The sequence below is a fragment of the Paracoccus shandongensis genome (assembly GCF_017315735.1).
In the GTDB taxonomy this organism is placed as follows: Bacteria; Pseudomonadota; Alphaproteobacteria; order Rhodobacterales; family Rhodobacteraceae; genus Paracoccus; species Paracoccus shandongensis.
Genome location: NZ_JAFLRK010000040.1, coordinates 1 through 25386, shown reverse-complemented (window position 1 = coordinate 25386; position 25386 = coordinate 1). Strand labels below are relative to the sequence as shown.

Annotated in this window: 27 protein-coding genes; 15 read left to right on the top strand and 12 right to left on the bottom strand. The window is 66.8% G+C overall.

Annotation, left to right across the window (positions count from 1 at the left end):
- Both JX613_RS17535 and JX613_RS17530 read left to right on the top strand, forming a co-directional pair.
- Window positions 1-799 (top strand): M23 family metallopeptidase (locus tag JX613_RS17535; protein ID WP_207102766.1); only part of this gene is annotated, 799 nt, incomplete at its 5' end.
- Window positions 800-864: 65 nt separating this feature from the next.
- Entirely contained in the window at window positions 865-1161 is a 297-nt protein-coding gene (locus tag JX613_RS17530; protein ID WP_207102765.1) for a PRC-barrel domain-containing protein, read from the top strand.
- Between the two features lie 30 nt (window positions 1162-1191).
- Here the strand turns inward: JX613_RS17530 and JX613_RS17525 are convergent, their stop codons facing one another.
- The 7 genes from JX613_RS17525 to purC all read right to left on the bottom strand — a co-directional run bounded on the left by JX613_RS17525 (window position 1192) and on the right by purC (window position 6914).
- Window positions 1192-2523, bottom strand: coding sequence for a glutamine synthetase family protein (locus JX613_RS17525; protein ID WP_207102764.1), 1332 nt, complete (start codon window positions 2521-2523; stop codon window positions 1192-1194).
- A gap of 3 nt (window positions 2524-2526) precedes the next feature.
- Window positions 2527-3351, bottom strand: a complete 825-nt coding sequence (locus tag JX613_RS17520; protein ID WP_207102763.1) for an ABC transporter permease — start codon at window positions 3349-3351, stop codon at window positions 2527-2529.
- Entirely contained in the window at window positions 3348-4229 is an 882-nt protein-coding gene (locus JX613_RS17515) for an ABC transporter permease (protein WP_207102768.1), read from the bottom strand. Before JX613_RS17515 ends, JX613_RS17520 begins: the two co-directional genes overlap by 4 nt.
- A 45-nt stretch (window positions 4230-4274) precedes the next feature.
- Complete coding sequence (locus JX613_RS17510) at window positions 4275-4997, bottom strand: transporter substrate-binding domain-containing protein (RefSeq protein WP_207102762.1); 723 nt, start codon at window positions 4995-4997, stop codon at window positions 4275-4277.
- A gap of 28 nt (window positions 4998-5025) precedes the next feature.
- Window positions 5026-5817 carry an ABC transporter ATP-binding protein gene (locus JX613_RS17505; RefSeq protein ID WP_207102761.1) on the bottom strand — a complete coding sequence of 264 codons (792 nt, stop codon included), beginning with the start codon at window positions 5815-5817 and terminating at the stop codon, window positions 5026-5028.
- 84 nt (window positions 5818-5901) lie between these two features.
- Entirely contained in the window at window positions 5902-6141 is a 240-nt protein-coding gene (purS, locus tag JX613_RS17500; RefSeq protein ID WP_207102760.1) for a phosphoribosylformylglycinamidine synthase subunit PurS, read from the bottom strand.
- Between the two features lie 11 nt (window positions 6142-6152).
- Window positions 6153-6914, bottom strand: a complete 762-nt coding sequence (gene purC / locus JX613_RS17495; RefSeq protein WP_207102759.1) for a phosphoribosylaminoimidazolesuccinocarboxamide synthase — start codon at window positions 6912-6914, stop codon at window positions 6153-6155.
- Window positions 6915-7043: 129 nt separating this feature from the next.
- Between purC and JX613_RS17490 the strand changes: the two genes are divergently transcribed.
- Window positions 7044-7364, top strand: coding sequence for a DUF1476 domain-containing protein (locus JX613_RS17490; RefSeq protein ID WP_207102758.1), 321 nt, complete (start codon window positions 7044-7046; stop codon window positions 7362-7364).
- A 45-nt stretch (window positions 7365-7409) separates the two neighbouring features.
- Here the strand turns inward: JX613_RS17490 and JX613_RS17485 are convergent, their stop codons facing one another.
- The 3 genes from JX613_RS17485 to JX613_RS17475 are packed head-to-tail and all read right to left on the bottom strand — an operon-like array spanning window position 7410 to window position 9649.
- Window positions 7410-8714: an MATE family efflux transporter gene (locus JX613_RS17485; protein ID WP_207102757.1), complete on the bottom strand. Its 1305-nt coding sequence runs from the start codon at window positions 8712-8714 to the stop codon at window positions 7410-7412.
- A gap of 9 nt (window positions 8715-8723) precedes the next feature.
- Window positions 8724-9227, bottom strand: a complete 504-nt coding sequence (locus JX613_RS17480; protein WP_207102756.1) for a PaaI family thioesterase — start codon at window positions 9225-9227, stop codon at window positions 8724-8726.
- A complete protein-coding gene (locus tag JX613_RS17475; protein WP_237168679.1) occupies window positions 9227-9649 on the bottom strand; it encodes a PaaI family thioesterase in 423 nt (140 codons plus the stop codon). The genes JX613_RS17480 and JX613_RS17475 overlap by 1 nt, the downstream gene beginning before the upstream one ends.
- A 139-nt stretch (window positions 9650-9788) precedes the next feature.
- Here JX613_RS17475 and JX613_RS17470 point away from each other — a divergent pair, with 139 nt between their 5' ends.
- The 7 genes from JX613_RS17470 to JX613_RS17440 all read left to right on the top strand — a co-directional run bounded on the left by JX613_RS17470 (window position 9789) and on the right by JX613_RS17440 (window position 17251).
- Window positions 9789-10169 (top strand): MerR family transcriptional regulator, encoded by a 381-nt coding sequence (locus tag JX613_RS17470; RefSeq protein WP_207102754.1) that lies wholly within the window; start codon window positions 9789-9791, stop codon window positions 10167-10169.
- A 124-nt stretch (window positions 10170-10293) separates the two neighbouring features.
- Window positions 10294-10692: a MerR family transcriptional regulator gene (locus JX613_RS17465; RefSeq protein WP_207102753.1), complete on the top strand. Its 399-nt coding sequence runs from the start codon at window positions 10294-10296 to the stop codon at window positions 10690-10692.
- Window positions 10693-10696: 4 nt separating this feature from the next.
- Entirely contained in the window at window positions 10697-12469 is a 1773-nt protein-coding gene (locus tag JX613_RS17460) for an acyl-CoA dehydrogenase C-terminal domain-containing protein (protein WP_207102752.1), read from the top strand.
- A 273-nt stretch (window positions 12470-12742) separates the two neighbouring features.
- Window positions 12743-13384 carry a glutathione S-transferase family protein gene (locus tag JX613_RS17455; protein WP_207102751.1) on the top strand — a complete coding sequence of 214 codons (642 nt, stop codon included), beginning with the start codon at window positions 12743-12745 and terminating at the stop codon, window positions 13382-13384.
- Window positions 13381-14592 carry an acetyl-CoA C-acetyltransferase gene (locus JX613_RS17450; RefSeq protein WP_207102750.1) on the top strand — a complete coding sequence of 404 codons (1212 nt, stop codon included), beginning with the start codon at window positions 13381-13383 and terminating at the stop codon, window positions 14590-14592. The genes JX613_RS17455 and JX613_RS17450 overlap by 4 nt, the downstream gene beginning before the upstream one ends.
- A complete protein-coding gene (locus JX613_RS17445; protein WP_207102749.1) occupies window positions 14592-15071 on the top strand; it encodes a cupin domain-containing protein in 480 nt (159 codons plus the stop codon). The genes JX613_RS17450 and JX613_RS17445 overlap by 1 nt, the downstream gene beginning before the upstream one ends.
- The gene (locus JX613_RS17440; RefSeq protein ID WP_207102748.1) at window positions 15068-17251 is read left to right on the top strand and encodes a 3-hydroxyacyl-CoA dehydrogenase NAD-binding domain-containing protein; all 2184 of its coding nucleotides are present in this window, start codon (window positions 15068-15070) and stop codon (window positions 17249-17251) included. Before JX613_RS17445 ends, JX613_RS17440 begins: the two co-directional genes overlap by 4 nt.
- A 30-nt stretch (window positions 17252-17281) precedes the next feature.
- On the opposite strand, the gene proB is transcribed toward JX613_RS17440, so the two are convergent.
- Both proB and obgE read right to left on the bottom strand, forming a co-directional pair.
- Window positions 17282-18394 carry a glutamate 5-kinase gene (proB, locus tag JX613_RS17435; protein ID WP_207102747.1) on the bottom strand — a complete coding sequence of 371 codons (1113 nt, stop codon included), beginning with the start codon at window positions 18392-18394 and terminating at the stop codon, window positions 17282-17284.
- The gene (gene obgE / locus JX613_RS17430) at window positions 18382-19413 is read right to left on the bottom strand and encodes a GTPase ObgE (protein WP_207102746.1); all 1032 of its coding nucleotides are present in this window, start codon (window positions 19411-19413) and stop codon (window positions 18382-18384) included. Before obgE ends, proB begins: the two co-directional genes overlap by 13 nt.
- 145 nt (window positions 19414-19558) lie before the next feature.
- Here obgE and JX613_RS17425 point away from each other — a divergent pair, with 145 nt between their 5' ends.
- From JX613_RS17425 to JX613_RS17405, 5 genes are all read left to right on the top strand, one after another.
- A complete protein-coding gene (locus tag JX613_RS17425; protein ID WP_207102745.1) occupies window positions 19559-20260 on the top strand; it encodes an aquaporin in 702 nt (233 codons plus the stop codon).
- A gap of 56 nt (window positions 20261-20316) precedes the next feature.
- Window positions 20317-21717, top strand: coding sequence for a protein adenylyltransferase SelO family protein (locus tag JX613_RS17420; protein WP_207102744.1), 1401 nt, complete (start codon window positions 20317-20319; stop codon window positions 21715-21717).
- A gap of 87 nt (window positions 21718-21804) precedes the next feature.
- Complete coding sequence (locus JX613_RS17415; RefSeq protein WP_207102743.1) at window positions 21805-22491, top strand: endonuclease/exonuclease/phosphatase family protein; 687 nt, start codon at window positions 21805-21807, stop codon at window positions 22489-22491.
- Between the two features lie 69 nt (window positions 22492-22560).
- Window positions 22561-23835, top strand: a complete 1275-nt coding sequence (gene eno, locus JX613_RS17410; RefSeq protein WP_207102742.1) for a phosphopyruvate hydratase — start codon at window positions 22561-22563, stop codon at window positions 23833-23835.
- A gap of 192 nt (window positions 23836-24027) precedes the next feature.
- The gene (locus JX613_RS17405) at window positions 24028-25149 is read left to right on the top strand and encodes a TRAP transporter substrate-binding protein (RefSeq protein WP_207102767.1); all 1122 of its coding nucleotides are present in this window, start codon (window positions 24028-24030) and stop codon (window positions 25147-25149) included.
- The last annotated feature ends 237 nt before the right edge of the window (window positions 25150-25386 follow it).

The following is a 25386-nucleotide window of genomic DNA, read 5'->3' as shown; positions in this document are numbered from 1 at the left end:
GGTCGGGGCGGCGCCCGCGCCGGGCGGCGGCGGCCTGGTCGGCGACCCCTTCGCGGGCCAACCTGCCCGCAATCGCGGCGCTGCGGCCCCTGCGCCCAAGACAAGCCCCGCGCCCGCGACGACGGCCAATCCGGCGCAGCATACGGTGGCGGCGGGCGAGACGGCATGGTCCATCGCGCGCAAATACGATGTCAGCGTGCAGGATCTGGCATCCTGGAACGGCTTGCCCTCCAGCATGTCGCTGCGCGTGGGGCAGCGGCTGGTGATCCCCGTCGCGGGCCAGAAGGCGCCGAAAGCCGTAGCCGTGACCACCATGCCCGGCAGCGGCAGCCCGACCCCGCGCCCCCCGTCGGCAGCCGAGCCCCTGCCGTCCGAGAAGACCACCCCCGCCGCCGAGCCTGGCCCCAAGGCGCCCGTGACCGACCTGGGCGCGACGCGGACGGCGGCCTCGGCTGCCGGGCGGTTCCAGATGCCGGCATCAGGGTCGATCATCCGGGTTTATGAAAAGGGCAAGAACGACGGCATCGACATTTCCGCCACGGCAGGCACAGCGGTCAAGGCGGCGGGCCGGGGCACGGTTGCGGCGGTCACCAAGGATACCAGCGGCGCGCCCATCGTGGTGATCCGGCATGACGGCAACCTGATGACGGTCTATACCGGCCTTGACGCGCTGGACGTGGCCAAGGGCGACAGCGTGTCCGCCGGGCAGTCGCTTGGCAAGGCGGGCCGGGGCGGGTTCGTGCATTTCGAGGTGCGCCAGGGCTTCGACAGCGTCGACCCCGAGAAATACCTGAACTGACCAAAACGGAACGCCTGCCCCCGCCGGACGTTGGCTTGCGATGACCAAGCCAATGGAGGAAAGGCATGGACCATTCCGAACATCCCCGGCTTTTGCCGGATGAGCTGACCGATGCGGTCCTGACGGGCGCCACGATCTATGGCCCGGGCGACGACAGCGTGGGCACCGTGTCGCATGTGCATGGATCGGGCAGCCACGCGCAGGTGGTGATCGACGTGGGCGGCTTCCTGGGCATCGGATCCAAGCCGGTGCTGGTGCCGGTGTCCGACCTGGACCTGATGCGCGACGGCGACGGCGTCGTCCACGGCGTCACGCGCTGGTCCCGGGAAGACCTGAAGGCCCTGCCGGAACATACCGACTGAGCGACCGGGCGGCGGTTCGCCCGCCGCCCGTCAAACGGTGTCGAGGTAAAGTTCTACCGTTTCCTCGTCCGACAGTTCGGCCATGTAGTGCAGTTCCTGCCGCTTGGTCATCACGAAGTTCTCGATCAGATGATCGGGAAAGATCCGCCGCATCTCGGGGCATTGGTGGAAGGCGTCGATGGCCTCGCCCCAGGTACCGGGCAATTGGTCCAGCTTCTGGTCATAGGCATTGCCCTTGAAGGGCGCGGGCGCCTCCAGCTTGTCGAGGATGCCGTTCAGCGCCGCCCCCAGGATCGCCGCGACCGTCAGATAGGGATTCACGTCCCCGCCTGCCACGCGATGTTCGATCCGCCGCGCCTTGGGACCAGAGGACGGGATGCGGATCGCCGCCGTGCGGTTCTCGTAGGCCCAGCCGATGCCGGTCGGCGCATGGGCGTTCGGCACCAGCCGGTCATAGCTGTTCTCATGCGGGGCAAACAGCAGCGTGGAACCCGGCATGGCGCGCAGGCAACCGGCGACCGCCTGGCGCAACTGTTCCGTCCCTTCGTCCCCGCCATTGTCGAAGATGTTGCGCCCCGACTTGTCCAGGATCGAGAAATGCATGTGCATCCCGTTCCCCGAGAACGTCTCGTATGGCTTGGCCATGAAGCTGCCCGCGAAACCGTATTGGCGGGCGATGCCCTTGACCAGCATCTTGAACAGCCAGCTGTCATCCGCCGCTTTCAGCGGGTCGGGCTGGTGCATCAGGTTGATCTCGAACTGGCCGGGCCCGGCTTCGGAAATCGCCGTGTCGGCGGGGATGTCCATCGCCTCGCAGGCGTCGTAAAGCGTCGTGAAGAACTGGTCGAAGGCGTCCAGCGCCCGCAGCGAAAGAACCTCGCCCCCGGTGCGGCGCTTGCCGGAGCGCGGGCTTGGCGGCACGCGCAACTGGCGGCCCGAATCGTCGATCAGGAAGAACTCAAGCTCGGTCGCCACCACCGGGGTCAGGCCCGCTTCCTTGTAGCGTTCGACAACCTGCGCCAGCGCCTGACGAGGATCGCCCTCGTAGGGGCGGCCGTCCAGGTGGAACATCCACAAGGGCAAAAGCGCGGTCGGCGCGTCCAGCCAGGGCATCGGCAGGAAGCCGCGTTCGGTGGGCAGCAGCAAGCCGTCGGGATCGCCGATCTGGAAGACCAGGGGGCTGTCCTCGACATCCTCGCCCCAGATGTCCAGGTTCAGGACGGAAAAGGGAAACTTGGTGCCTTCGTCGAAGACCTTGTGGGCATAGCGGGCGGGGATGCGCTTGCCACGCGCGACGCCGTTCAGGTCGGCGGCGGCCACGCGGATGGTCTTGACCTCGGGGTGTTCTTTCAGCCAGTCCATGGATCACCGGAAGATTTGCGGGCGGTATCTGATGCGCCGGGCGGCACCGGGCAGATGACGGTTCAGGCGCCGGTTCACGATGCCGAACAACGCGATCAGCGCAAGGGTGCAAAGGACGAAATACCCGGCCACGATGGGATAGGCGACAAAGGGGTTGAAGGTCTGGCCCGCGAAATAGCTGGCGTAATACAGGCTGTCGCCCCGCTGCTGGAAGGCCGGGAAGCCCGAAAAGAACACCAGCGTGGTGGCGTGGAACAGAAAGATCGCCTCGTTGGTATAGGACGGCCAGGCCAGCCGCAGCATGGTGGGCCACAAGATGCGGCGGAACCTGGTCCAGCCGGTCATGCCGTAAGCCTCGGCGGCCTCGATATCGCCCTTGGGCACGGCCATCAGCGCGCCGTGGAAGATCTGCGCGGAATAGGCGGCGGTGTTCAGCGTCAGCACGATCAGCGCCCCGGCCCAGGCCTTGGCGAGCCAGCTTGTCGCCACCGTCAGGCCCAGGATCTGGACGCCCGTGCGGGGCAGCAGGACCAGCGCCTCGTAGGCCAGGAAGAACTGGATGAACAGCGGGCTGCCGCGAAAGACGAAGATAAAGGCCTCGGCGGGCTTGCGCAGCCAGGGGTTCGTGCTGGTCTTGGCCAGCGCCAGCCCGGTTGCCAGGAAGAAGCCGAACAGCAGCGCGAAAAAGGCGAAATACAGGTTCCAGATCAGCCCCGACCCGATCAGCGTGAACTGCTGGCAGAGCGTGAAGTCGCTGCGCGGCAGCAGCCGTTCGCCAAAGCCCAGCGACCGCAGCCCGTAATCCAGGATCGTCTGCGCGCAAGTCATGGTGCGACCGCCTTGCGCTGCGCCTCGCCCGCCATGGTGGCCTGGCCCCGTGTCAGGCGCGCGGTGACGCGGTCCAGCACCCTTTCGGAAATCCAGGTCATCAGCAGATAGAAGACCAGCACGACAAGGAAGTAATACAGCCGCCAGTCGGGATGCGGATAGGCGAAGGACCGCGTCTTGGCCCCGCCCAGTTCGCGCGCCCAATAGACGATATCCTCGATCCCCAGCAGGAACAGCAGCGGCGTGGCCTTGATCAGGATCATCCACAGGTTCGACAGGCCCGGCAGCGCATAGGTCCACATCTGCGGTACCAGGATGCGCCGCGTGACCTGGCGGGGCGTCATGCCATAGGCCTCGGCCGTTTCCAGTTGCGCGCGGGGCACCGCCTGCATCGCGCCGTAAAGGACGTTCGCGGCAAAGGCACCGAAGACGATGGAAAAGGCGACGACCGCCAGCACCATGGCATAGATGTCATGGACCCATTCGGGGCTGGTGGACAAGGGCAGCTTGGCCGCCGCGCAGACGACGAAATCGTTGCCTTGGCGCACCGGGGCGTCGCTGTCGCACAGCGCCTTGTGGCGCAGCCATTCCAGCCCCTGGTCCAGCGCGATGGGCACGAACAGGAAGAAGATGATGTCGGGCACGCCGCGCACCATCGCCGTATAGATCCGCCCGAACCAGCGGACCGGCGCGATGCGCGACCGCGACGCCATCGCGCCGCCGTATCCGAACAGCAGCGCAATCGGGGCGGTGACCGCCAGCAGCAGCAGGACCACCCCGAAGCTGGCATAGAACAGCAGGTGCGTGCCCGTCGTCAGATAGCACGACAGCCAGGCAAGCCCGTCCAGCACCGAAGGGTCGCTGCAAAAGGAAAACATCATCCGTCCCGGTAAGGGCCGCAGGTCGCCCCGCAGCCCGTCAGATCATTCGTAGGTCTGCGCGTCGTCGCCGAAGTGCTTCTTGATCAGCGCGTTCAGGCTGCCGTCCTGCTTCATCGCGGTGATGGCCGCGTCGAATTTCTCGCGCAGCTCGGTGTCGGACTGGCGCAGGCCCACGCCGATGCCCTCGTCCAGCTTGACCTGTTCGCCCACGAAGACCAGGTCGTTGCTGTCCTCGACAAAGGGGCGCATCACCTCGTGGTCGCCAAAGCCCGCATCGGCCTCGCCGTTGCGGATGGCGGCCAGGACCTGGTCGATGTTCGGGAATTCCAGCATGGTCGCGCTGGTTCCGGCGATATAGGACGCCTGCACGGTGCCGGTCTGCACCGCGACCACGCCGCCTTCCAGATCGACACCCTCTTGCAGGGCGACATAGGACGAAGGCGCGGGCGGCAGGTAATCCTGGGTAAAGGCGATGACGGCCTTGCGTTCCTCGTTGATGCTCATCGCGGCCATGATGGTGTCATAGTTCGACGAGACCAGGTTCGGGATGATCGAATCCCAGTCGTTCTTGACCCAGGTGCATTCCAGTTCGGCGCGCTTGCACAGTTCGTCGCCCAGTTCGCGTTCAAAGCCCGCGACCTCGCCCTTGTCGTCGATGAAGTTGTAGGGGGGATAGGCGCCCTCGGTTCCCATGCGGACGGTCTGGGCCAGGCCCATGCCGGCGGTCAGGGCCAGGGCGGTGGCGGCAAGCAGCAGTTTCTTCATTCTCAACTCTCCTGTTGGTGTTGTCTTGTCAGTGCGTCGAGGCACTGAGGAACTGGCGCAGCCGGTCCGTTCGCGGCGCGCCGAAAAGCTGGTCGGGCGGGCCTTCCTCGGCGATGAGGCCCTGGTGCAGGAAGACCACATGGTCGCTGACATCGGCGGCCAGGCGCATGTCATGGGTCACGATGATCATGGTGCGCTGTTCGTCCGCCAGATCCTTGATGACGCGCACGACCTCTTGCTGCAATTCGGGATCCAGGGCGCTGGTGGGTTCGTCGAACAGCAGCGCCTTGGGGTTCATGCACAAGGCGCGCGCGATGGCCGCCCGCTGCTGCTGGCCGCCCGACAGTTGCGCGGGCCAGGCGTCGCACTTGTCGCCGATGCCCACCTTGTCCAGCAGCGACCGGGCGCGGGTTTCGACAGTCGCGCGGTCCTGGCCCAGGACCGTGACCGGCGCCTCCATGACGTTCTGCAGGATCGTCATGTGGGCCCACAGGTTGAACTGCTGGAAGACCATCGACAGGTTGGTGCGGAACCGCATCACCTGCGCGCGGTCGGCGGGCACGCGCGCCGCGCCCTGGCCTTTCCAGCGCACGGGTTCGCCTTCAAAGCTGATCTCGCCCGCCTGGCTGTTTTCCAGAAGGTTGCAGCAGCGCAGCAGCGTGGACTTGCCCGATCCTGACGATCCGATCAGGCTGATGACGTGCCCGCGCGGCGCGGCCATCGAGACGCCCTTCAGCACCTCGACCTGGCCATAGGCCTTGTGCAGCCCCTGGATCTGGATCACGGGCGCGGTGTCGGACAAGGCAGGTTTATCGTTCATCATCGGCGCATTGGGCGTTAATCCCGGCGCATTTGCAACGGGGTCTGCGGGGCAACCTGCCGATAAACGCAGGTTGCCGCTGCGTCAGACAATCTCGACCGAGTATTTCTCGATCACGGTATTGGCCAGCAGGCCTTCGCACATCCGCGCGACCTCGACCCTGGCGGTCTCGGGGTCGGTGGCAATCAGGTCCAGTTCGATCAGCTTGCCCTGGCGCACGCCCGTGACACCCTGGTGGCCCAGGCCGCCAAGCGCGTGGCGGATCGCTTCGCCCTGCGGGTCCAGGACGCCATCCTTCAGCATGATCGTGACACGGGCTTTCATGGCGTCTTCCTTCAGTTGAGCGAGGCGGATTTCAGGCTGGTGGTGTTGGCGGGCATCAGTCCCAGGCGGCGCGCGACCTCGGTATAGGCGTCGGTCAGGTTGCCCAGGTCGCGGCGGAACACGTCCTTGTCCAGCTTCTGCCCGGTCTTCATGTCCCACAACCGGCACGAATCCGGGCTGATCTCGTCGGCCACGATCAGGCGCATGAAGTCGTTGTCCCAGACACGCCCGATCTCGATCTTGAAGTCGATCAGCTTGATGCCCACGCCATAGAAGACGCCCGACAGGAAATCGTTGACGCGCAGGGCCAGCGACACGATGTCGTCCAGATCCTGCTGGGTGGCCCAGCCGAAGGCGATGATGTATTCCTCGGACACCATCGGGTCGCCCAGTTCATCGTTCTTGAAGCTGTATTCGACGATGGGGCGCGGCAGCAGCGTGCCTTCCTCAAGGCCCAGACGCTTGGAGATGGATCCGGCGGCGAAGTTGCGCACGATCACTTCCAGCGGAACGATCTCTACCTGGCGGATCAGCTGCTCGCGCATGTTGATGCGGCGGATGAAGTGGTTGGGGACGCCGATATTCGTCAGCCCGTTCATGAAGAACTCGGACAAACGGTTGTTCAGCACGCCCTTGCCTTCGATCACGGCCTTTTTCTGGGCGTTGAAGGCGGTGGCGTCGTCCTTGAAATACTGGACCAGCGTGCCCGGCTCGGTGCCTTCGTACAGGATCTTCGCCTTACCTTCATAGATCTTCTTGCGGCGCGGTGCCATGGCGGGCGTCCTTTCGCATGTCCCTTATCCCACGCGCCTTACCTTACAAGCGGCACCGGGGGCAATACAGAGGCTTGCAAGCGCAGGCGGGCAGGCTAAGCTTTCAACAAGCCAAAACCGGAGGCCATCATGAACACCACCTTCGACGACCGTGAACGCGGCTACGAATCCAAGTTCGCCCATGACGAGAACCTGCGCTTCAAGGCCGACGCCCGCCGCAACCGCCTGCTGGGCGAATGGGCCGCGGGCCTTCTGGGCAAGCAGGGGGACGATGCGCGCGCCTATGCCCTGACGGTCGTGACATCGGACTTCGAGGAGCCGGGCTACGAGGATGTGCTGCGCAAGGTGACGGCGGATCTGCAGGGCAAGGCGGACGAGGCGGAAATCCGCGCCAAGATGGCGGAACTGCTGACCGTCGCGCGCCACCAGATCATCGACGAAGCGGAATAGCCGCGCCCCGCGCCGCGCCATCGGGGGGCCGTCCGGCCCCCTTTTTCATGCGGGCATGGCGGCCGCCTCGGCCCGGGGATAGCGCAGCGCCATGAAGATGCCGCGCGACAGGTTCAGCGCCATCAGCGCGGCCCAAAGCCCGTGGTTGCCCCAGGCCGGCGGCAGCAGCAGGACGGCGGCCCAGAAGACCAGCGCCGACCACATCATCGCCACGCGCATGTCCCGCGTCAGCGTCGCGCCGATGAAGATGCCGTCCAGCATCCAGGCCGCCACGCCGATCAGCGGCGCCAGCCCCAGCCAGGGCAGGTAAAGCCGCGCCTCGGCCCGCACCTCGGGCGAGGTCGTCAGCCCGTCGATGATCGCCCCGCCCCCCAGCCAGAAGACCAGCGCCAGGGCCAAGGCCCCGCCGACGCCCCAGGCCGATGTCAGGACCGAGGCCCGACGGACGCTGCCCGGCCTGCGCGCGCCGACGGCCTGTCCCACCAGGCTTTCGGCGGCAAAGGCAAAGCCGTCCAGCGCATAGGCGGTGATCGACAGGAATTGCAGCAGCACCTGGTTCGCGGCCAGCGTCACGTCGCCCTGCCCCGCGCCCAGGAACACGAAGGCGGTGAAGCTGGCCTGCAGCAGCACCGACCGGATCATGATGTCGCCGTTCACCCGGGCCAGCCGGACCAGCCTGTCCCTTGCGAACAGCCCCGCCGCCGTCCACCCCTGCGCCAGGGCCCCGCGCGTCATCCACAGCCCCAGGGCCAGCCCGCAGCCTTCCGACAGCAGCGTGGCACCGGCGACCCCCGGCACACCCAGGCCAAGCCCCAGCACGAACCAGATCGACAGGATCACGTTCAGCCCGTTCTGCACCAGTTGCAGCAGCAGGACCGATTTCGCCCGCTCCACCGCGATCAGCCAGCCGGTCAGGGCGTACAGCCCGATGGTGGCGGGCGCCTCCCAGATGCGGATCGCCAGATAATCCCGCGCCAGCGCCTTGACCGCGGCCGAGGCCGGGGCGATGCGGAAGGCCGCCCCGAAGACCGCGCCCTGGAACAGGATGAAGCAGGCCCCGGCAACCGCCGCGATGGCCAGCGCCCGCAGCAGATGCGCACCCCCTTCGGCCTTGTCGCCCGCCCCCTGCGCCTGCGCCACAAGGCCCGAGGTTCCCATCCGCAGGAACCCGAAGATCCAGTAGATCGAGGTCAGGATCACCGCACCGACGCCCACGGCCCCGATCGCCTCGGGGCGGCCAAGCTGGCCGATCACGGCGGTATCGACCAGCCCCAGCAGCGGCACCGTGGCGTTCGACAGCACGATGGGCACGGCAATCGCCAGCACCCGCCGGTGGGTCAGCCTGTCCATTCCGCCCGCTTATCCCTGCGGCATCAGGAAATGCCCGGTGGCCTGCGCCAGCAGCCGGGCGCGGTTGTCCTGCCAGGCCTCGACCTGGACCGAGGCATAGCGCCGCCCGGACCGGACCACACGCGCCCGGGCATAGGCGTCGCGCGGTAAGCCGCTGCGCAGGTAATCCACGGTGAAGTCGATGGTCTTGGGCAAACGCGGCAGGCTGTCGCCGACGGCGGCGTCGGGGACGATGCGGCCCGACTCCATGTCCTCCCACATCGCGGCCCAGGCCAGTTCGATGATCGCCGTGGTCTCCAGAAAGGCCGCCGTCACGCCCCCATGCAGCGCGGGCAGCATCGGGTTGCCGATCAGCTTTTCGTCGTAAGGCAGGGTCGCGGTCAGTTCGTCCCCCCGCCTGTCGAAGCGGATGCCCAGCCAGGTCAGGTAGGGCACGCCCCCCACCAGCGCCGACAGGGCGGAATCGCGGCGCGACTTGATCCGGTCCAGCGGTTCGCGGCGGTCCATGGCCATCACCGTTCCACCGTAAAGGCGCCGGTGGCGGCGGCGACCGGGTTGTCCGCATCCTCGTCCAGCGCCACCGCGCGCACAAAGGCCACCGTCCGCGTGATGTGATAGCATTCCGCCCGGGCCGTGATCCGCTGCCCCTTGGTGGCCGACCGCATATAGTCGATGCGCAGGTCGATGGTCGCCGTGGATGACGGCCCCGAAGGATGGGCCATCACCGCCGCCCCGCAGCAGGTATCCATCAGCGCCGACACCACGCCGCCATGCACCACCCCGCTGCGCGGATCGCCGACCAGGTGTTCCGCCCAGGGCATGCTGATCACGGCCTTTCCCGCGCCAAGCGCATCGACCCGCATCGCCAGGGCGCGGGCATGGGGAATCGCCTCGATGAACTGCTGGGCGATTCGCGTCTGGTCCGTGTCAGCCATGCCTGTGGTCCTGTCCATCGCCGCGCCCATGTCGTTCGGGCCACGCTATCCGCGACCGGGGCGCCTGCTCAACCCCCCGTCCCTTGCGCAGGGCCGCGCCAACCAGATAGCCTTGCGTCAACTGCTGACGGAGGGGCCGATGCCGGGCGAACAGACAATCAGCTTCAAGGACATGTGCGCGCGCTTCGACGTGACCCCCCGCACGCTGCGCTATTACGAATATATCGAGCTTCTGAGCCCCCGGAAGGAAGGCCGCGCCCGTTTCTATGGCCCGCGAGAGATCGCCCGCATGACCCTGATCCTGCGCGGCCGCCGCTTTGGCTTCTCGCTGGAGGAGATCCGGCAATGGCTGCTGATCTATGAACAAAAGGGCTCGCGCGAGCAGTATCAGGTCTGGCTGGACCTGGCGGACCGGCAGTTGACGGTGCTGGACAACCAGATCGCCGACCTGAACGCCGCCCGCGCCGATTTGCAAGCCCTGCGCGAAACCGCCGCGCAGGAGTTGAGCAAGATGGGTTGACCCCGCGTCATCCATCGCCTTGACTTCACCCTGTGACGCGGCGTCTTGCTTACGTTCGCGTCAACTTGGCCCTATATCCGTGGTCAAGGACAGCAGTGTGGTGAATGAGGAGGAACCGCGATCCATGTCCGACGAGCTGATGACGATTCGCCAGATGTGCGATGCGTTCGAGGTCACCCCCCGCACGCTGCGCTTTTATGAAGCGCGCGAGCTGATCTTTCCCGAACGTCGCGGGCAGCATCGCCTGTATGACCGCCGGGACCGGGCGCGCCTGACGCTGATCCTGCGCGGCAAGCGGTTCGGCTTCAGCCTCGAGGAAATCCGCCAGTTGCTGGAGCTTTACGAGCCCGGCGGCACGAACAAGGCGCAGATCGCCGCGACCATCGCGGTCGGGCGCCAGCGTCTTGCGGACATGGAACGCCAATATGCTGAACTGAGCGAGGCGATCGTCGATCTCAGGGCCCAGCTTTCCGACGCAGAAACCCGGCTGGCCGCCGCGTCCAGAGAAACGATCACAGGGTAGCGCCATGACGATCTACAATCCGCCGGTCCGCGACATGCAGTTTGCGCTGCATGACGTGCTGAAGCTGTCGCAATCCGGCCTGCCGGGCCATGCCGATCTGGATCCCGATTTCACCGAGGCGATCCTGGACGCCGCCGGCAAGCTGGCGGCCGAGGTTCTGGCACCGCTGAACGCGGTGGGCGACCGGCAGGGTTGCAGGCTGGAAAACGGCCTGGTCCGCACGCCCGACGGTTTCGACCGGGCCTTCCAGGCGGTGAAGGAGGGCGGCTGGACGGCGCTCGACTGCGACCCGGAATACGGCGGCCAGGGGATGCCCTATGTGCTGGGCGTGGCGACGGGCGAGATGTTCGTGTCGGCCAACATGGCCTTCAACATGTACCAGGGCCTGACCCACGGCGCCTATTCCGCGATCCACGCCCACGGGACGGACGAACAGAAGCGGACCTATCTGCCCAGGATGGTCAGCTGCGACTGGACCGGCACCATGAACCTGACGGAACCGCATTGCGGCACCGACCTGGGCCTGCTGCGCACCAAGGCCGAACCCCAGGCCGACGGCAGCTACCGGATCACCGGGCAAAAGATCTTCATCTCGGCCGGGGACCACGACCTCGCGGAAAACGTCATCCACCTGGTGCTGGCCAAGGCCCCCGGCGGGGGCGAGGGCACCAAGGGCATCAGCCTGTTCATCGTGCCGAAGTTCCTGGTGAACGCGGACGGCAGCCTGGGCGAACGCAACGGGGTGTCGGTCGGTGCCCTGGAAGAAAAGATGGGCATCCACGGCAACGCCACCTGCGTGATGAACTATGACGGCGCGCGCGGCTGGCTGCTGGGCGAACTGCACAAGGGGATGCGGGCCATGTTCACGATGATGAACGAGGCGCGCCTTGGCGTCGGCCTGCAAGGCTATGCCTGCGCCGTGCCCGCCTATCAAAGCGCCGTCGCCTATGCCAAGGACCGCCTGCAGGGCCGCGCCGTGACGGGCGCGCAGAACACGGCTGGCGCGGCGGACCCTCTGATCGTCCATCCCGACATCCGCCGCAGCCTGATGGACCAGAAGTCCTTCCTGGAAGGCGCGCGGATGCTGGCCCTGTGGGGCGCCCACCTGATCGACAAGGGCCACACCGGCGATGCGGATGCCGAGGGGCTGGTGTCCCTGCTGACCCCCGTCATCAAGGGCTTCCTGACCGACAAGGGGTTCGAGACGACGGTGCTGGCCCAGCAGGTCTTCGGCGGCCACGGCTATATCGAGGAATGGGGCATGTCCCAGTTCGTCCGCGACGCCCGTATCACCATGATCTATGAAGGCGCGAACGGCGTTCAGGCCCTGGACCTGGTCGGCCGCAAGCTGGCCCAGGACGGCGGCAAGCACGTGATGGCCTTCTTCGAGATGGTGAAGGCCTTCTGCAAGCAGCATGGCGACAGCGCCATCGCCACTGATTTCATCGCGCCCCTGAAGGCTGCCTCCAAGGATCTGCAGACCGCCGCCATGTTCTTCATGGAACGCGGCATGAAGAACCCGAACGATGCGCTGTCGGGAAGCTATGACTTCATGCACCTGTTCGGGCATGTCGCGCTTGGCCTGATGTGGGGGCAGATGGCGGTCGCGGCGCAAGAGGCACTGGACGCGGGCCGGGGCGACTCGGCCTTCCTGAAGACCAAGCTGGCGACCGGGCGCTATTACATGAAGCGGCAACTGCCGATGACCGCGACGCATCTGGCGCGTATCCAGTCGGGCGCCGCGCCGGTGATGGAACTGGAGGCGGAGGCGTTCTGAGCCTGCTGATCATGGCGCCCGCTTCACGGGCAGGAGCCTCCGGCGGGGATATTTAAGTGAAGAAGAAGCGGCATTTCCGGCCTGCGCTTGGGCCTAGGCATCAAGCTCGCAGGCCGGAAACTTCTCCTTCAGCGGTCATCGGCTTCCCAGCCTGTACCGCGACACCGAAGCTAGGACGGAAAGGTTGAAGAAGGATTAAGGCCTTCCTTCTTCTTCATGAAAATATCCCGCGGGGGTCCGGGGGCGCGAAGCCCCCGGTGGTTGGAGGATCACATGACCGCGCAACTCTGGTGCTTTGGCGAATCCGGCAATGCCTACAAGGCGGCGCTGACGATGGAACTGGCGGGCTATGACTGGACCCCGGTTTATGTCGATTTCTTCAACGGCGAGGCGCGCAGCCCCGCCTTTCGCGCCCTCAACCCCATGGGCGAGGTGCCCGTCTTCCGCGAGGATGACCTGACCCTGACGCAATCCGCCGTGATCCAGCTGCACATTGCCGAACGCACGGGCCGGTTCATGGGCCGTGACCGCAATGAAACCCTGCGCTGGCTGATGTTCGACAATCACAAGCTGTCGGGACAGGCCGGACCGGCGCGGTTCCTGCTGAACTTCCTGCCCGAAGGCAAGCGCCCCACAGGCGCGGCGGAATACCTGCAAGGACGGCTCAAGGCCGCCTACAAGGTTCTGGACGACCACCTGTCCACGCGCGACTGGGTCGCCGACAGCACCCCCACCATCGCCGACTTCGCCTGCTGCGGCTACCTGTTCTACCCCGAGCCCTTCGGCTTTGACCGCAAGGACTGGCCCCATATCGACCGCTGGCTGGACGCGATCAGCGCCCTGCCCGGCTGGAAACACCCCTATGACCTGATGCCCGGCAACCCGTCCGACCGGGCGCCGAAGGAGGACGCATGACCGACGCATTCATCTATGACGCCGCCCGCACCCCGCGCGGCAAGGGCCGCCCGGACGGCAGCCTGCACGAAGTCACCGCGCTGGCGCTGTCCGCACGGCTGCTGAACGCCGTGAAGGAACGCAACAACCTGGAAGGCAACGCGGTCGAGGACGTGATCTGGGGCAATGTCACCCAGGTCAAGGAACAGGGCGGCTGCCTGGCGCGGTCGGCCGTTCTGGCATCAGACCTGGACGAACGCATCCCCGGCCTGTCGATCAACCGCTTCTGCGCCAGCGGCATGGAGGCCGTGAACCTGGCCGCCAACCAGGTCAAGGCCGGGGCGGGCCACGGCTATATCGCCGGGGGCGTCGAGATGATGAGCCGCGTTCCCATGGGCAGCGACGGGGCGGCCATCGCCGTTGACCCCAGCCTGGCGATGAAGACCTATTTCGTGCCCCAGGGCATCAGCGCCGACATCATCGCCACCGAATACGGCTTTACCCGAGAGGACGCCGACAAGCTGGCCGTCGAAAGCCAGAACCGCGCCGCCCGCGCGTGGCAGGAAGGCCGCTTTGCCCGGTCGATCGTGCCGGTCAGGGACCAGAACGGGCTGACCATCCTCGACCGCGACGAATACATGCGCCCCGGCACCACCATGGAGGATCTGGCGAAACTCAAGCCCGCTTTCAAGGACATGGGCGAGGTGATGCCCGGCTTCGACAAGGTGGCGATGCTGAAATACCCGCATCTGGACCGCATCGACCATATCCACCACGCGGGCAACAGTTCGGGCATCGTGGACGGCGCGGCGGCGGTCCTGATCGGGAATGAGGAATTCGGCAAGGCGCACGGGTTGAAGCCCCGCGCCCGCATCCGCGCCACCGCCAAGATCGGCACCGATCCCACGATCATGCTGACCGGCCCTGTCCCCGTGACCGAGAAGATCCTGGCCGACAGCGGCATGTCCATCAGCGACATCGACCTGTTCGAGGTGAACGAGGCCTTTGCCGCCGTGGTGCTGCGCTTCATGCAGGCCTTCCAGGTGGACCCCGGCAAGGTGAACGTGAACGGCGGCGCGATGGCGATGGGCCATCCCCTGGGCGCGACCGGCGCGATCATCATCGGCACCCTGCTGGACGAGTTGGAACGCCAGGACAAGGAAATAGGCCTTGCCACCCTGTGCATCGCGTCTGGCATGGGCGCGGCCACCATCATCGAGCGGGTGTGATGAAAAAGCTCGACCTGAACACCGTTCCGGTCAAGACCGGGTCCATCTATCCCGCGCCCTATGCGGCGATGATGGCGGGGCGGTCCAGCCTGCGGCTGGGGCAGGCGGCGGGGCTGACGCAGTTCGGCGTCAACCTGGTCACGCTGGAACCCGGCGCCCTGTCCTCGCTGCGGCACTGGCACCGGGCCGAGGACGAGTTCGTCATGGTGACCGAGGGCGAATGCGTCATGGTCACCGATGACGGCGAGGAGATCATGCGCCCCGGCGATTGCGTGGGCTTTCCCGCCAACACGCCGGACGGCCACCATTTCATCAACCGCAGCAACGCGCCCGCCTGCTTTCTCGTGATCGGCAGCAAGGCGGCCGAGGAAGTGGCCACCTATTCCGATGTCGATCTGGTGCTGACCCTGAAGGACGGGACGGCGGCCTATACCCACAAGGACGGGCGGCCCTATGCGCCCGAGGGAGAGAGTAAATGACCGATTTCACCATGCGGAAGGACGCCGATGGCGTCGCTGTCATCACCTGGGACGTGCCGGGCAAGTCGATGAACGTGCTGTCGCTGGAGGGCGCGTCGGAACTGAACGCGCTGATCGACGACGCTTTGGCGGACCAGGCCGTTAAGGGCATCGTCATCACCAGCGGCAAGAGAGACTTTGCCGCCGGGATGGACCTGAACGTCATCGCCGGGATGAAGCAAGGCGGCGCGCAGCAGGTCTTTGACGGGATCATGTCGCTGCACCACGTCCTGCGCAAGATCGAGCGGGCGGGCATGGACCCCAAGACGCTCAAGGGCGGCAAGCCCATCGCCACGGCCCTGCCCGGTACCGCGCTTGGCATCGGCCTTGAACTGCCGCTGGCCACGCACCGCATCTTTGCCGCCGATAATCCCAAGGCCAAGATCGGCCTGCCCGAGATCATGGTCGGCATCTTTCCCGGCGGCGGCGGCACGATCCGCCTGTCGCGCAAGCTGGGCGCCATGGCCGCCGCACCCTTCCTTCTGGAAGGCAAGCTGTCGGATCCGAAGAAGGCCAAGGCCGCAGGCCTGATCGACGAGGTGGTCGCCGATCCGCTGGCCGCCGCACGTGAATGGGTGCTGACCGCCACCGACGCGGATCTGGTCAAGCCTTGGGACCAGAAGGGCTACAAGATGCCGGGGGGCGAGCCTTATCACCCGGCAGGCTTCATGACCTTCGTGGGTGCATCCGCCATGGTGAACGGCAAGACCATGGGCGTCTATCCCGCCGCCAAGGCGCTGTTGTCGGCGGTCTATGAAGGCGCGCAGGTGCCCTTTGACACGGCGCTGAAGATCGAGGCGCGGTGGTTCACGAATGTGCTGATGAACCCCTCCAGCACGGCGATGATCCGCAGCCTGTTCATCAACAAGGAGGCGCTGGAGAAAGGCGCGAACCGCCCCGAGGCGCCGGACCAGACCGTGCGCAAGGTCGGCATCCTGGGCGCGGGCATGATGGGCGCGGGCATCGCCTATGTCAGCGCCATGGCCGGGATCCAGGTGGTGCTGATCGACGCGAAGCAGGAGGCCGCCGAGAAGGGCAAGTCCTATTCCGAAACCCTGCTGGACAAGGCCATCGCTCGCCGGAAATCGACCGCCGAGAAAAAGGCCGAGGTTCTGGACCGCATCACCGCCACCACCGATTACGCCGTGCTGGAAGGCTGCGGCCTGATCGTGGAGGCGGTCTTTGAAGACCCGCAGGTCAAGGCCGAGGTCACGAAGAAGGCCGAGGCCGTGATCCCGCAGGATGCGATCTTCGCCACCAATACCTCGACCCTGCCGATCAGCGATCTGGCCCGCGCCAGCGCCCGGCCTGAGCAGTTCATCGGCATCCACTTCTTCAGCCCCGTGGACAAGATGATGCTGGTCGAGATCATCAAGGGCCGCGAAACCGGCCCCGTGGCCGTCGCCAAGGCGCTGGATTTCGTGCGCCAGATCCGCAAGACGCCCATCGTGGTAAACGACGCGCGCTTCTTCTATGCCAACCGCTGCATCATCCCCTATATCAACGAAGGCATCCGCATGGTGGCCGAAGGGGTGAACCCGGTCTTGGTGGAAAACGCCGCCAAGATGATGGGGATGCCGCTTGGCCCGCTGCAACTGGTCGATGAAACATCCATCGACCTGGGCGTGAAGATCGCCCAGGCCACCCGCGCGGCCATGGGCGACGCCTATCCTGACGGTGCGGTGGACGAGGTGCTTTTTGCGATGGCCGACGAAGGCCGCCTGGGGCGCAAGTCGAACGCGGGCTTCTATGCCTATGACGCGGACGGCAAGCGGCAGGGCCTGTGGGAGGGGCTGGCAGCGCGCTATCCGCAGGCCGAGGATCAGCCGGACCTGACCACCGTGCAGCACCGCCTGATGTTCGCGCAGACGCTGGAGGCCGTGCGCGCCTTCGAGGATGGCGTGCTGGAGGATATCCGCGAAGGCGATGTCGGCGCGATCCTTGGCTGGGGCTTCGCGCCCTGGACCGGCGGGCCGTTCGCCTGGCTGGACATGCTGGGTGCCGCCCGCGCGGTTCAGATCTGCGAGCGGCTGGCGGCGGATCATGGCGACCGCTTCGCCGCGCCCAAACTGCTGCGCGAGATAGCGGACAGCGGGCAGGGCTTCTACGACCGCTATGGCAGCGGCAAGAAAGCCGCCTGATCCCGGCGCCCCGGCTGCAAGGCCGGGGCCTTACAATGCCATGTCGTCGCGGTGGACCAGGGCGGCGCGGCCGGCATAGCCCAGGATCGCCTCGATCTGGTCGGACCGATTGCCCGCGATGCGCCGCGCCTCGTCGGCGGTATAGCGGGCAAGGCCGGTCGCCACCGTCTCGCCCGACGGCCCGGTGATCGCCACCGGATCGCCGCGCCCGAAATCGCCCACGACCGTGCGCACGCCTGCGGGCAGCAGCGACTTGCCCCCTTGCAGCGCCCGGACCGCGCCTTCGTCCACCACAAGCGCGCCCTTGGGCTTCATCGCCGCGATCCAGCGTTTGCGGGCCAATTGCGGGTCGCTTTCGGCCAGGAACCAGCTGCACCGCGCGCCGTTCGCCACAGCCGACAGGGGGCGCATGACCGACCCCTCGGCAATCGCCATGGCGCAGCCCCCGGCGATGGCGGTGCGCGCCGCCATCAGCTTGGTCTTCATGCCGCCTTTGGACAGGCCGGAGACGGGATCGCCGCCCATGGCCTCGATCTCGGGTGTCAGGGCTTCGATCACCGGCAGGTGGCGGGCGGTCGGGTCGGTCTTGGGATTGGCGGTGTAAAGCCCGTCCACGTCCGACAGCAGCAGCAACTGGTCCGCCCCGCAGGTCACGGCGATCTGCGCGGCCAGGCGGTCGTTGTCGCCAAAGCGGATCTCGTCGGTCGCCACGGTGTCGTTCTCGTTGACGATGGGCACCACGCCAAGCGACAGCAGCGTCTGCATGGTCGCGCGGCTGTTCAGATATCGGCGCCGGTCCGCGCTGTCCTCCAGCGTCAGCAGCACCTGCGCGGTGGTCACGCCATGGGGGGCCAGCGCCTCCTCATAGGCGCGTGCCAGACGGATCTGGCCCACGGCGGCGGCGGCCTGCGCCTGTTCCAGCGGCAGCGCGCCAAGCGGCAGGCCCAGCACCCGCCGCCCAAGCGCGATGGATCCCGAGGACACCAGCACCACATCGCAGCCGCGCCCGCGCCAATCGGCCACGTCATCGCACAAGGCCCGCAGCCAGTCGCCGCGCAACCCGTTTTCATCCACCAGCAGCGCGGATCCGACCTTGACGACCAGCCGCCGCGCGCCCGTCAGGGTCGGGCTTACGGCTGCCATGGCGCCTCGGGTTCGTCCTTCGGGGCCTGGCGGGACGGTTCGATCTGGGTCCAGAGCGCGCGCAGAACCTCGGTGACGCCCAGCTTGGCCACGCCCGACATCAGCAGGACAGGGCCGCCGATCTCGGCCTCCAGCGCGGCCTTGCGCTCCGCGATGGTGTCGTCGTCCATGGCGTCGATCTTGTTCAGCGCCGTCACGCGCGGCTTCTGCATCAGGACCGGGGAATAGGCCTCAAGCTCGGTCAGGATGGTGCGGGCGTCGGTCGCCACATCGTCCGAGGTGCCGTCCACCAGATGCAGCAGCACGCGGGACCGTTCGACATGGCCCAGGAACTGGTCGCCCAGGCCCCTGCCCTCGCTCGCGCCCTCGATCAGGCCGGGGATGTCGGCCATGACGAATTCGTAACCGTCGATACCCACCACGCCCAGGTTCGGGTGCAGCGTGGTGAAGGGATAGTCCGCGATCTTGGGCCGGGCGTTCGACACCGCCGCCAGGAAGGTCGATTTCCCGGCATTGGGCAGCCCCACCAGCCCCGCATCCGCGATCAGCTTCAGCCGCAGCCAGATGGTGCGTTCCACCCCCGGCTGGCCGGGATTGGCATTGCGGGGCGACCGGTTGGTCGAGGTCTTGAAATGCAGGTTCCCCCAGCCACCGTTGCCGCCGCGCGCCAGCAGCACCCGCTGGCCGGGTTCGGTCAGGTCGGCGATGACGGTTTCCTCGTCTTCCTCCAGGATCTCGGTCCCCACGGGCACCTTCAGCACGACATCATCCGCCGACTTGCCGGTCATCTGGCTGCCCATGCCGTGCTGGCCCGACTTGGCAAAGAAATGCTGCTGATAGCGAAAGTCGATCAGGGTGTTCAGGCCTTCCACCGCCTCCGCCCAGACATCGCCGCCATTGCCGCCGTCGCCGCCATCGGGGCCGCCGTATTCGATGAACTTCTCGCGCCGGAAGGACACGCAGCCCGCGCCGCCCCCGCCCGAGCGGATATAGACCTTGGCAAGATCGAGGAATTTCATGGCGGCAGGCTCCTGTTGCAAGGGAATGCGATACGCGCCCCCGCCCCAGCGTTCAAGAGGCGCAAGCGTCTTGCCAACGACCTCACGATTCCGTCATTGAGGAAGAAGGTCCAGAACGGACCGATTCCTGTATTGGAGAGTGATCATGTCAGGCAAAGCCTTGGCCGAGTTCATCGGCACCTTCATCCTTGTGTTCTTCGGCGTCGGCTCCGCCGTCCTGATGGGCGCGCATATCGGCTTTCACGGCATCGCCATGGCCTTCGGGCTGTCCATCGTCACCGCCGCCTATGGCCTGGGCGCGATTTCCGGCGCGCAGTTGAACCCGGCCGTGTCGCTGGGCTTCCTGACCTCGGGGCGGATGGATTTCGGCCATTTCGTCACCTATTGCATCGCGCAGATCCTGGGGGCGGTGGCGGCTGCGGCGGTGATCCTGGTGATCGCCTCGGGCAAGGCGGATTATTCCGTCGCGCAGAACGGGTTGGGCCAGAACGGCTGGGGCGCGGGCTATAACGGCGAATACACGCTGTTCGCGGCGCTGGTCTTCGAATTCGTGGCGACCTTCCTGTTCGTGACCGTAATCCTGGGCGCCACCCAGACCGACGCGCCTGCGAGCTTTGCCGGGCTGGCCATCGGGCTGACGCTGGCGGGGATCCACCTGGTCGGCATCGACGTGACGGGCGTGTCGGTGAACCCGGCGCGGTCCATCGGGCCGGCGATCTTTGCGGGCGGGCAGGCGTTGTCGCAGCTGTGGCTGTTCATCCTGGCGCCGCTGGCGGGCGGGGCCGTGGCGGGCGCGCTGCACGGTGCAGGCATCACCCGGTCGCCCCATGTCAAGCCGCGCGGCTGACCCCGGCCTTTTTCCGCAAGCCTCCGGTCCCTAGATGAAAGGGACAGGAGGCCCCGATGATCCATTTCGACAACAGCTATGCCCGCCTGCCGCAGGGCTTCTTTGCCCGAGTTTCTCCCACGCCCGTGGCCGAACCCCGCCTGCTGGCGCTGAACGAGGGGCTGGCGAAACGGCTGGGCCTGGACGCGGCCTGGCTGTCCGGCCCCGAGGGCGTGGCGATGCTGGCGGGCAATGCGGTGCCCGAGGGGGCCGAGCCCATTGCCCAGGCCTATGCGGGCCACCAGTTCGGCGGCTTTGTCCCGCAACTGGGCGACGGCCGCGCCGTCCTGCTGGGAGAGGTCAAGGCCCCCGACGGCGCGCGCTTCGACATCCAGTTGAAGGGCAGCGGGCCGACGCCCTTTTCGCGGCGCGGCGACGGGCGGGCCTGGATGGGCCCGGTGCTGCGCGAATACATCGTCAGCGAATTCATGCACGCGATGGGCGTGCCCACCACCCGCGCCCTGGCGGCGGTGGCGACGGGCGAGACCGTGTGGCGCGAAACCGCCCTGCCCGGCGCGGTCCTGACCCGCGTGGCCGCCAGTCACATCCGCGTCGGCACCTTCCAGTATTTCGCCGTCCGGGGGCAGGAGGATGCCTTGGCCGCCCTGACCGACCATGTCATCGGCCGCCATTATCCGACGGCGAACGGCCCCCTGTCGCTGCTGGATCACGTCATTGCGCGGCAGGCGGAAACCATCGCGCATTGGATGGCGCTTGGCTTCATCCACGGGGTGATGAACACCGACAACATGGCCGTGTCGGGCGAGACCATCGACTATGGCCCCTGCGCCTTCATGGACGCCTATCACCCTGACACGGTGTTTTCGTCCATCGATCGGGGCGGGCGCTATGCCTGGGCGCAGCAGCCGCAGATCGCGGTCTGGAACCTGGCGCAGCTTGCCACCTGCCTGATCCCCCTGATGGGCGAACGCGAGGCCGCCATCGAGGCCGCGACGAAATCCGTCCATGCCTTCGCGCCGCTCTATCAGGCGGCTTGGCGGCGGCGGTTCGGCGAAAAGCTGGGCCTGACCGAGGCCTCGGACGTGCAGCCCCTGGCCGAACGCCTGCTGACCATGATGGCCCAGCAGCGTGCGGACTTCACCCGCGTCTTCGCCGGGCTTTCCGATGGCACCGCCCGGGATGAATTCATCGACCGAGAGGCCTATGACGCCTGGGCCGCCGACTGGCAGGCCCAGAATCCCGACCCCGACCTGATGCGCCCCGCCAATCCCCGCCGCATCCCGCGCAACCACCGGATCGAGGAGGCGATTGCCGCCGCCGTTGCAGGCGACCTGACCCCGTTCCAGCGTCTGTTCGAGGCCGTGACGCATCCGCGCGAGGACCGGGCGGCGTGGGACGACCTTGCGGCCGCCCCGCTGTCCGAGCAGATCGTGCATCAGACCTTCTGCGGCACCTGAAACCGCAGGCAAGGCCGGGCCGGGCCGCAGGATGCCCTTGCGGCTGGCCTGCCTCCGGCTATCTTGCGACCAGCACCCAGGGACCGCATGTCGTTGTTGAGACTGGCAAGTTACAATCTGCACAAATGCCGTGGGCTGACCGGCCCGCACGCGCCGGAACGCAACCTTGCCGTGATCGCCGCGCTGCGTCCTGACATCATCGCCCTGCAAGAGGTCGATTTCCGCCTGGGCGCCCGCCCCGAGGCCCTGCCCCGCAGCCTGATCCGCGAGGCCACCGGACTGGTCCCGGCCGACCTGACGACCACGGGCGAAAACTCGCTGGGCTGGCACGGCCAGACGATCCTGATGCGGCCCGACCTGGCCGAACAGGCCGTGCTGCGCCGCCTGCCCCTGCCGGGGCTGGAGCCGCGCGGGGCCGTGGTGCTGCGCCTGCCCCGGCTGACGGTGATCGGGGTGCATCTGGGGCTTGCCCGGTCGTCCCGGCGCGCGCAGCTTGCCCGGATCACGGCGCAGGCGGCGCGCATCGCGGACGACAACATCGTCATGATGGGCGATTTCAACGAATGGCACGACAGCCGGGGCCTGGAATCGCTGGCGGGTTTCCGCGTGATCGCGCCGGGGCCGTCCTATCCAGCGCCCCTGCCGCAGTTCCGCTTCGACCGCATCGCCATGTCCCAGCACATCACGCTGCTGCGCCACGGCGTCTTTACCGGCGCCCAAGCGCGGGACGCGTCCGACCACCTGCCCATCTGGGCCGAGATCGAGCAGCCGTGAAGTTTCGCCTTCCGGCCTGCCCATCCCGCCGCTATGAAGACGCCGACACGAAGCAACGGAGGGGCGCCCATGACCGCCATCATCGACATTTTCGCGCGCGAGATCCTGGACAGCCGCGGCAACCCGACCGTCGAGGTCGATGTGACGCTGGAAGACGGCACCATGGGCCGGGCGGCGGTGCCCTCGGGGGCGTCCACCGGCGCGCATGAGGCGGTGGAAAGGCGCGATGGCGACAAGGCGCGCTACATGGGCAAGGGCGTGCTGGAGGCGGTGGCCGCCGTGAACGGCGAGATCGCCGAGGCCCTGATCGGCGAGGACGCGACCGAACAGCGCGCCATCGACGCGATGATGTGCGACCTGGACGGCACGCCGAACAAGGGCCGCCTGGGCGCAAACGCGATCCTGGGCGTCAGCCTGGCGGTGGCGAAGGCTGCGGCGGATGCGACGAACCAGCCGCTTTACCGCTATGTCGGCGGCACGGGCGCGCGGATCCTGCCGGTGCCGATGATGAACATCATCAACGGCGGCGAACATGCCGACAACCCCATCGACATCCAGGAGTTCATGATCATGCCGGTGGCTGCGGACAACATCCGCGACGCCGTGCGCATGGGATCCGAGGTCTTCCACACGCTGAAGAAGGAGCTGTCGGCGGCGGGCCTGGCGACCGGCGTGGGCGATGAGGGCGGCTTTGCGCCGAACCTCAGCTCCACCCGCGACACGCTGGACTTCATCCTGCGCGCGGTGGAAAAGGCCGGCTACAAGCCCGGCGACGACATCATGCTGGCTCTGGACTGCGCCTCGACCGAATACTTCAAGGGTGGCCGGTATGAGATGAAGGGCGAGGGCAAGTCGCTGTCGTCCGCCGAGAACGTCGATTACCTGGCCGCGCTGTGTGCCGATTATCCGATCCTGTCGATCGAGGATGGCTGCGCCGAGGACGACTGGGAGGGCTGGAAGCTTCTGACCGACCGGCTGGGCGGATCGGTGCAACTGGTCGGCGACGACCTGTTCGTGACCAACCCCGCGCGCCTGGCCGAAGGGATCCAGCGCGGCTGCGGCAACAGCCTGCTGGTCAAGGTCAACCAGATCGGCACGCTGTCGGAAACGCTGGACGCGGTGCGCCTGGCCGACCGCAACGGCTATACCAGCGTGATGTCCCACCGCTCGGGCGAGACCGAGGACGCGACCATCGCGGATCTGGCGGTGGCCACCAACTGCGGCCAGATCAAGACCGGCAGCCTGGCGCGGTCCGACCGGCTGGCGAAATACAACCAGCTGATCCGCATCGAGGAGATGCTGGGCGCCACCGCCGAATACGCAGGGAGAACCATCCTGCGCTGAGCGCGGAAAAGACGAAAATCACGCCGCCCCCACGTCACCGCGGGGGCGGCGTCATTTTTTCCCGACCTCGCGTCCTCGCCACTCGACAGGCGGCAATCACGGGATAAACTGCGATCATTCGGGGCAAGGCCCCAATGGGCAGCAATCGTGATTGCCCTGATCGGAGGAGAGTTCATGAAAGATTCCAAGACCCTGCACCGCAGGTCGTTTTTGACCAAGGCATCGGTCGGCGGCGTCGCGGCTGCGGCGGGCGCCACGCTGGCGGCCCCGGCCATCGCGCAGGAAGCCCCCACCATCAACTGGCGGGTGGCCTCGTCCTTCCCGAAATCGCTCGACACGATCTATGGCGGCGGCGAGGAGATCGCGCAGCGCCTGAAGGAAGCGTCGGACGGCAAGTTCAACATCCAGGTCTTTGCGGCGGGCGAGATCGTTCCGGGTCTGGACGCCATCAACGCGGCGGGCGACGGCACCGTGGAATGCGCCCATTCGGTCGGCTACTACAACTGGGGCAAGGATCCGGCCTTTGCCTGCGGCGCCGACCTGCCCTTCACCTTCAGCGCGCGGGCCAAGACGGCCTACAACTATCATGGCGGCGGGATCGACCAGTACAACCAGTTCCTTGAAACGGTGGGCCTGGTGGCCTTTCCGGCCGGAAACACCGGCGTCCAGATGGGCGGCTGGTACCGCAAGGAGGTGAACACGGTCGCCGACATGAGGGGCCTGAAGATGCGCATTTCCGGCCTGGCCGGGCGCGTCGTGGAAAAGCTGGGCGTCGTGCCGCAGCAGATCGCCGGCGGCGACATCTATCCGTCGCTGGAAAAGGGGACCATCGACGCCGCCGAATGGGTCGGCCCCTATGACGACAACAAGCTGGGCTTCCAGAAGGTCGCGCCCTATTACTATTACCCCGGCTTCTGGGAAGGCGGGCCGACGGTCAGCTTCTTCGTCAACAAGGCCAAGTACGACGAGCTGCCCGACAGCTACAAGGCGCTGCTGCGCACCTGCTGCCAGGCGGCGGACCAGAACATGCTGGCGAAATACGACTTCAAGAACCCCACCGCGCTGAAGGAACTGGCCGCCTCGGGCGCGCAGCTGCGGTCGTTCAGCGAAGAGATCATGAACGCCGCCTTTGCCGCCGCGAACGAGGTTTATGCCGAACTGTCGGCGGAAAACGAACACTTCAAGCGGCAGTACGAGGCGCAGTTGCAGTTCCGCGACGACTGGTACCTGTACAACCAGACGGCGGAATACACCTTCGACACCTTCATGATGATCCAGCAGCGCAACGGCAAGCTGGCGCCCAAGCAGGGCTGATCGGCACCGCATCCTGACAAAGGGAAAGGCCGGGCATCTTGCCCGGCCTTTTTTGTTCGTCAGTTGCCGCCCCCCAGGCCGGGCGGCGGACCGCCCAACCCAAGCCCGCCTTGCGAGGGCGCAGGCTGGGGCGTGGCGGGGGCAGCGCCCTCTGCCGGTGCGGCAGGCGCGGGGGTCCCCAGGCCCGGCGGCGGCGACCCCAGACCCGGCGGCGTGCCGCCCAGGCCGCCAGAGGGT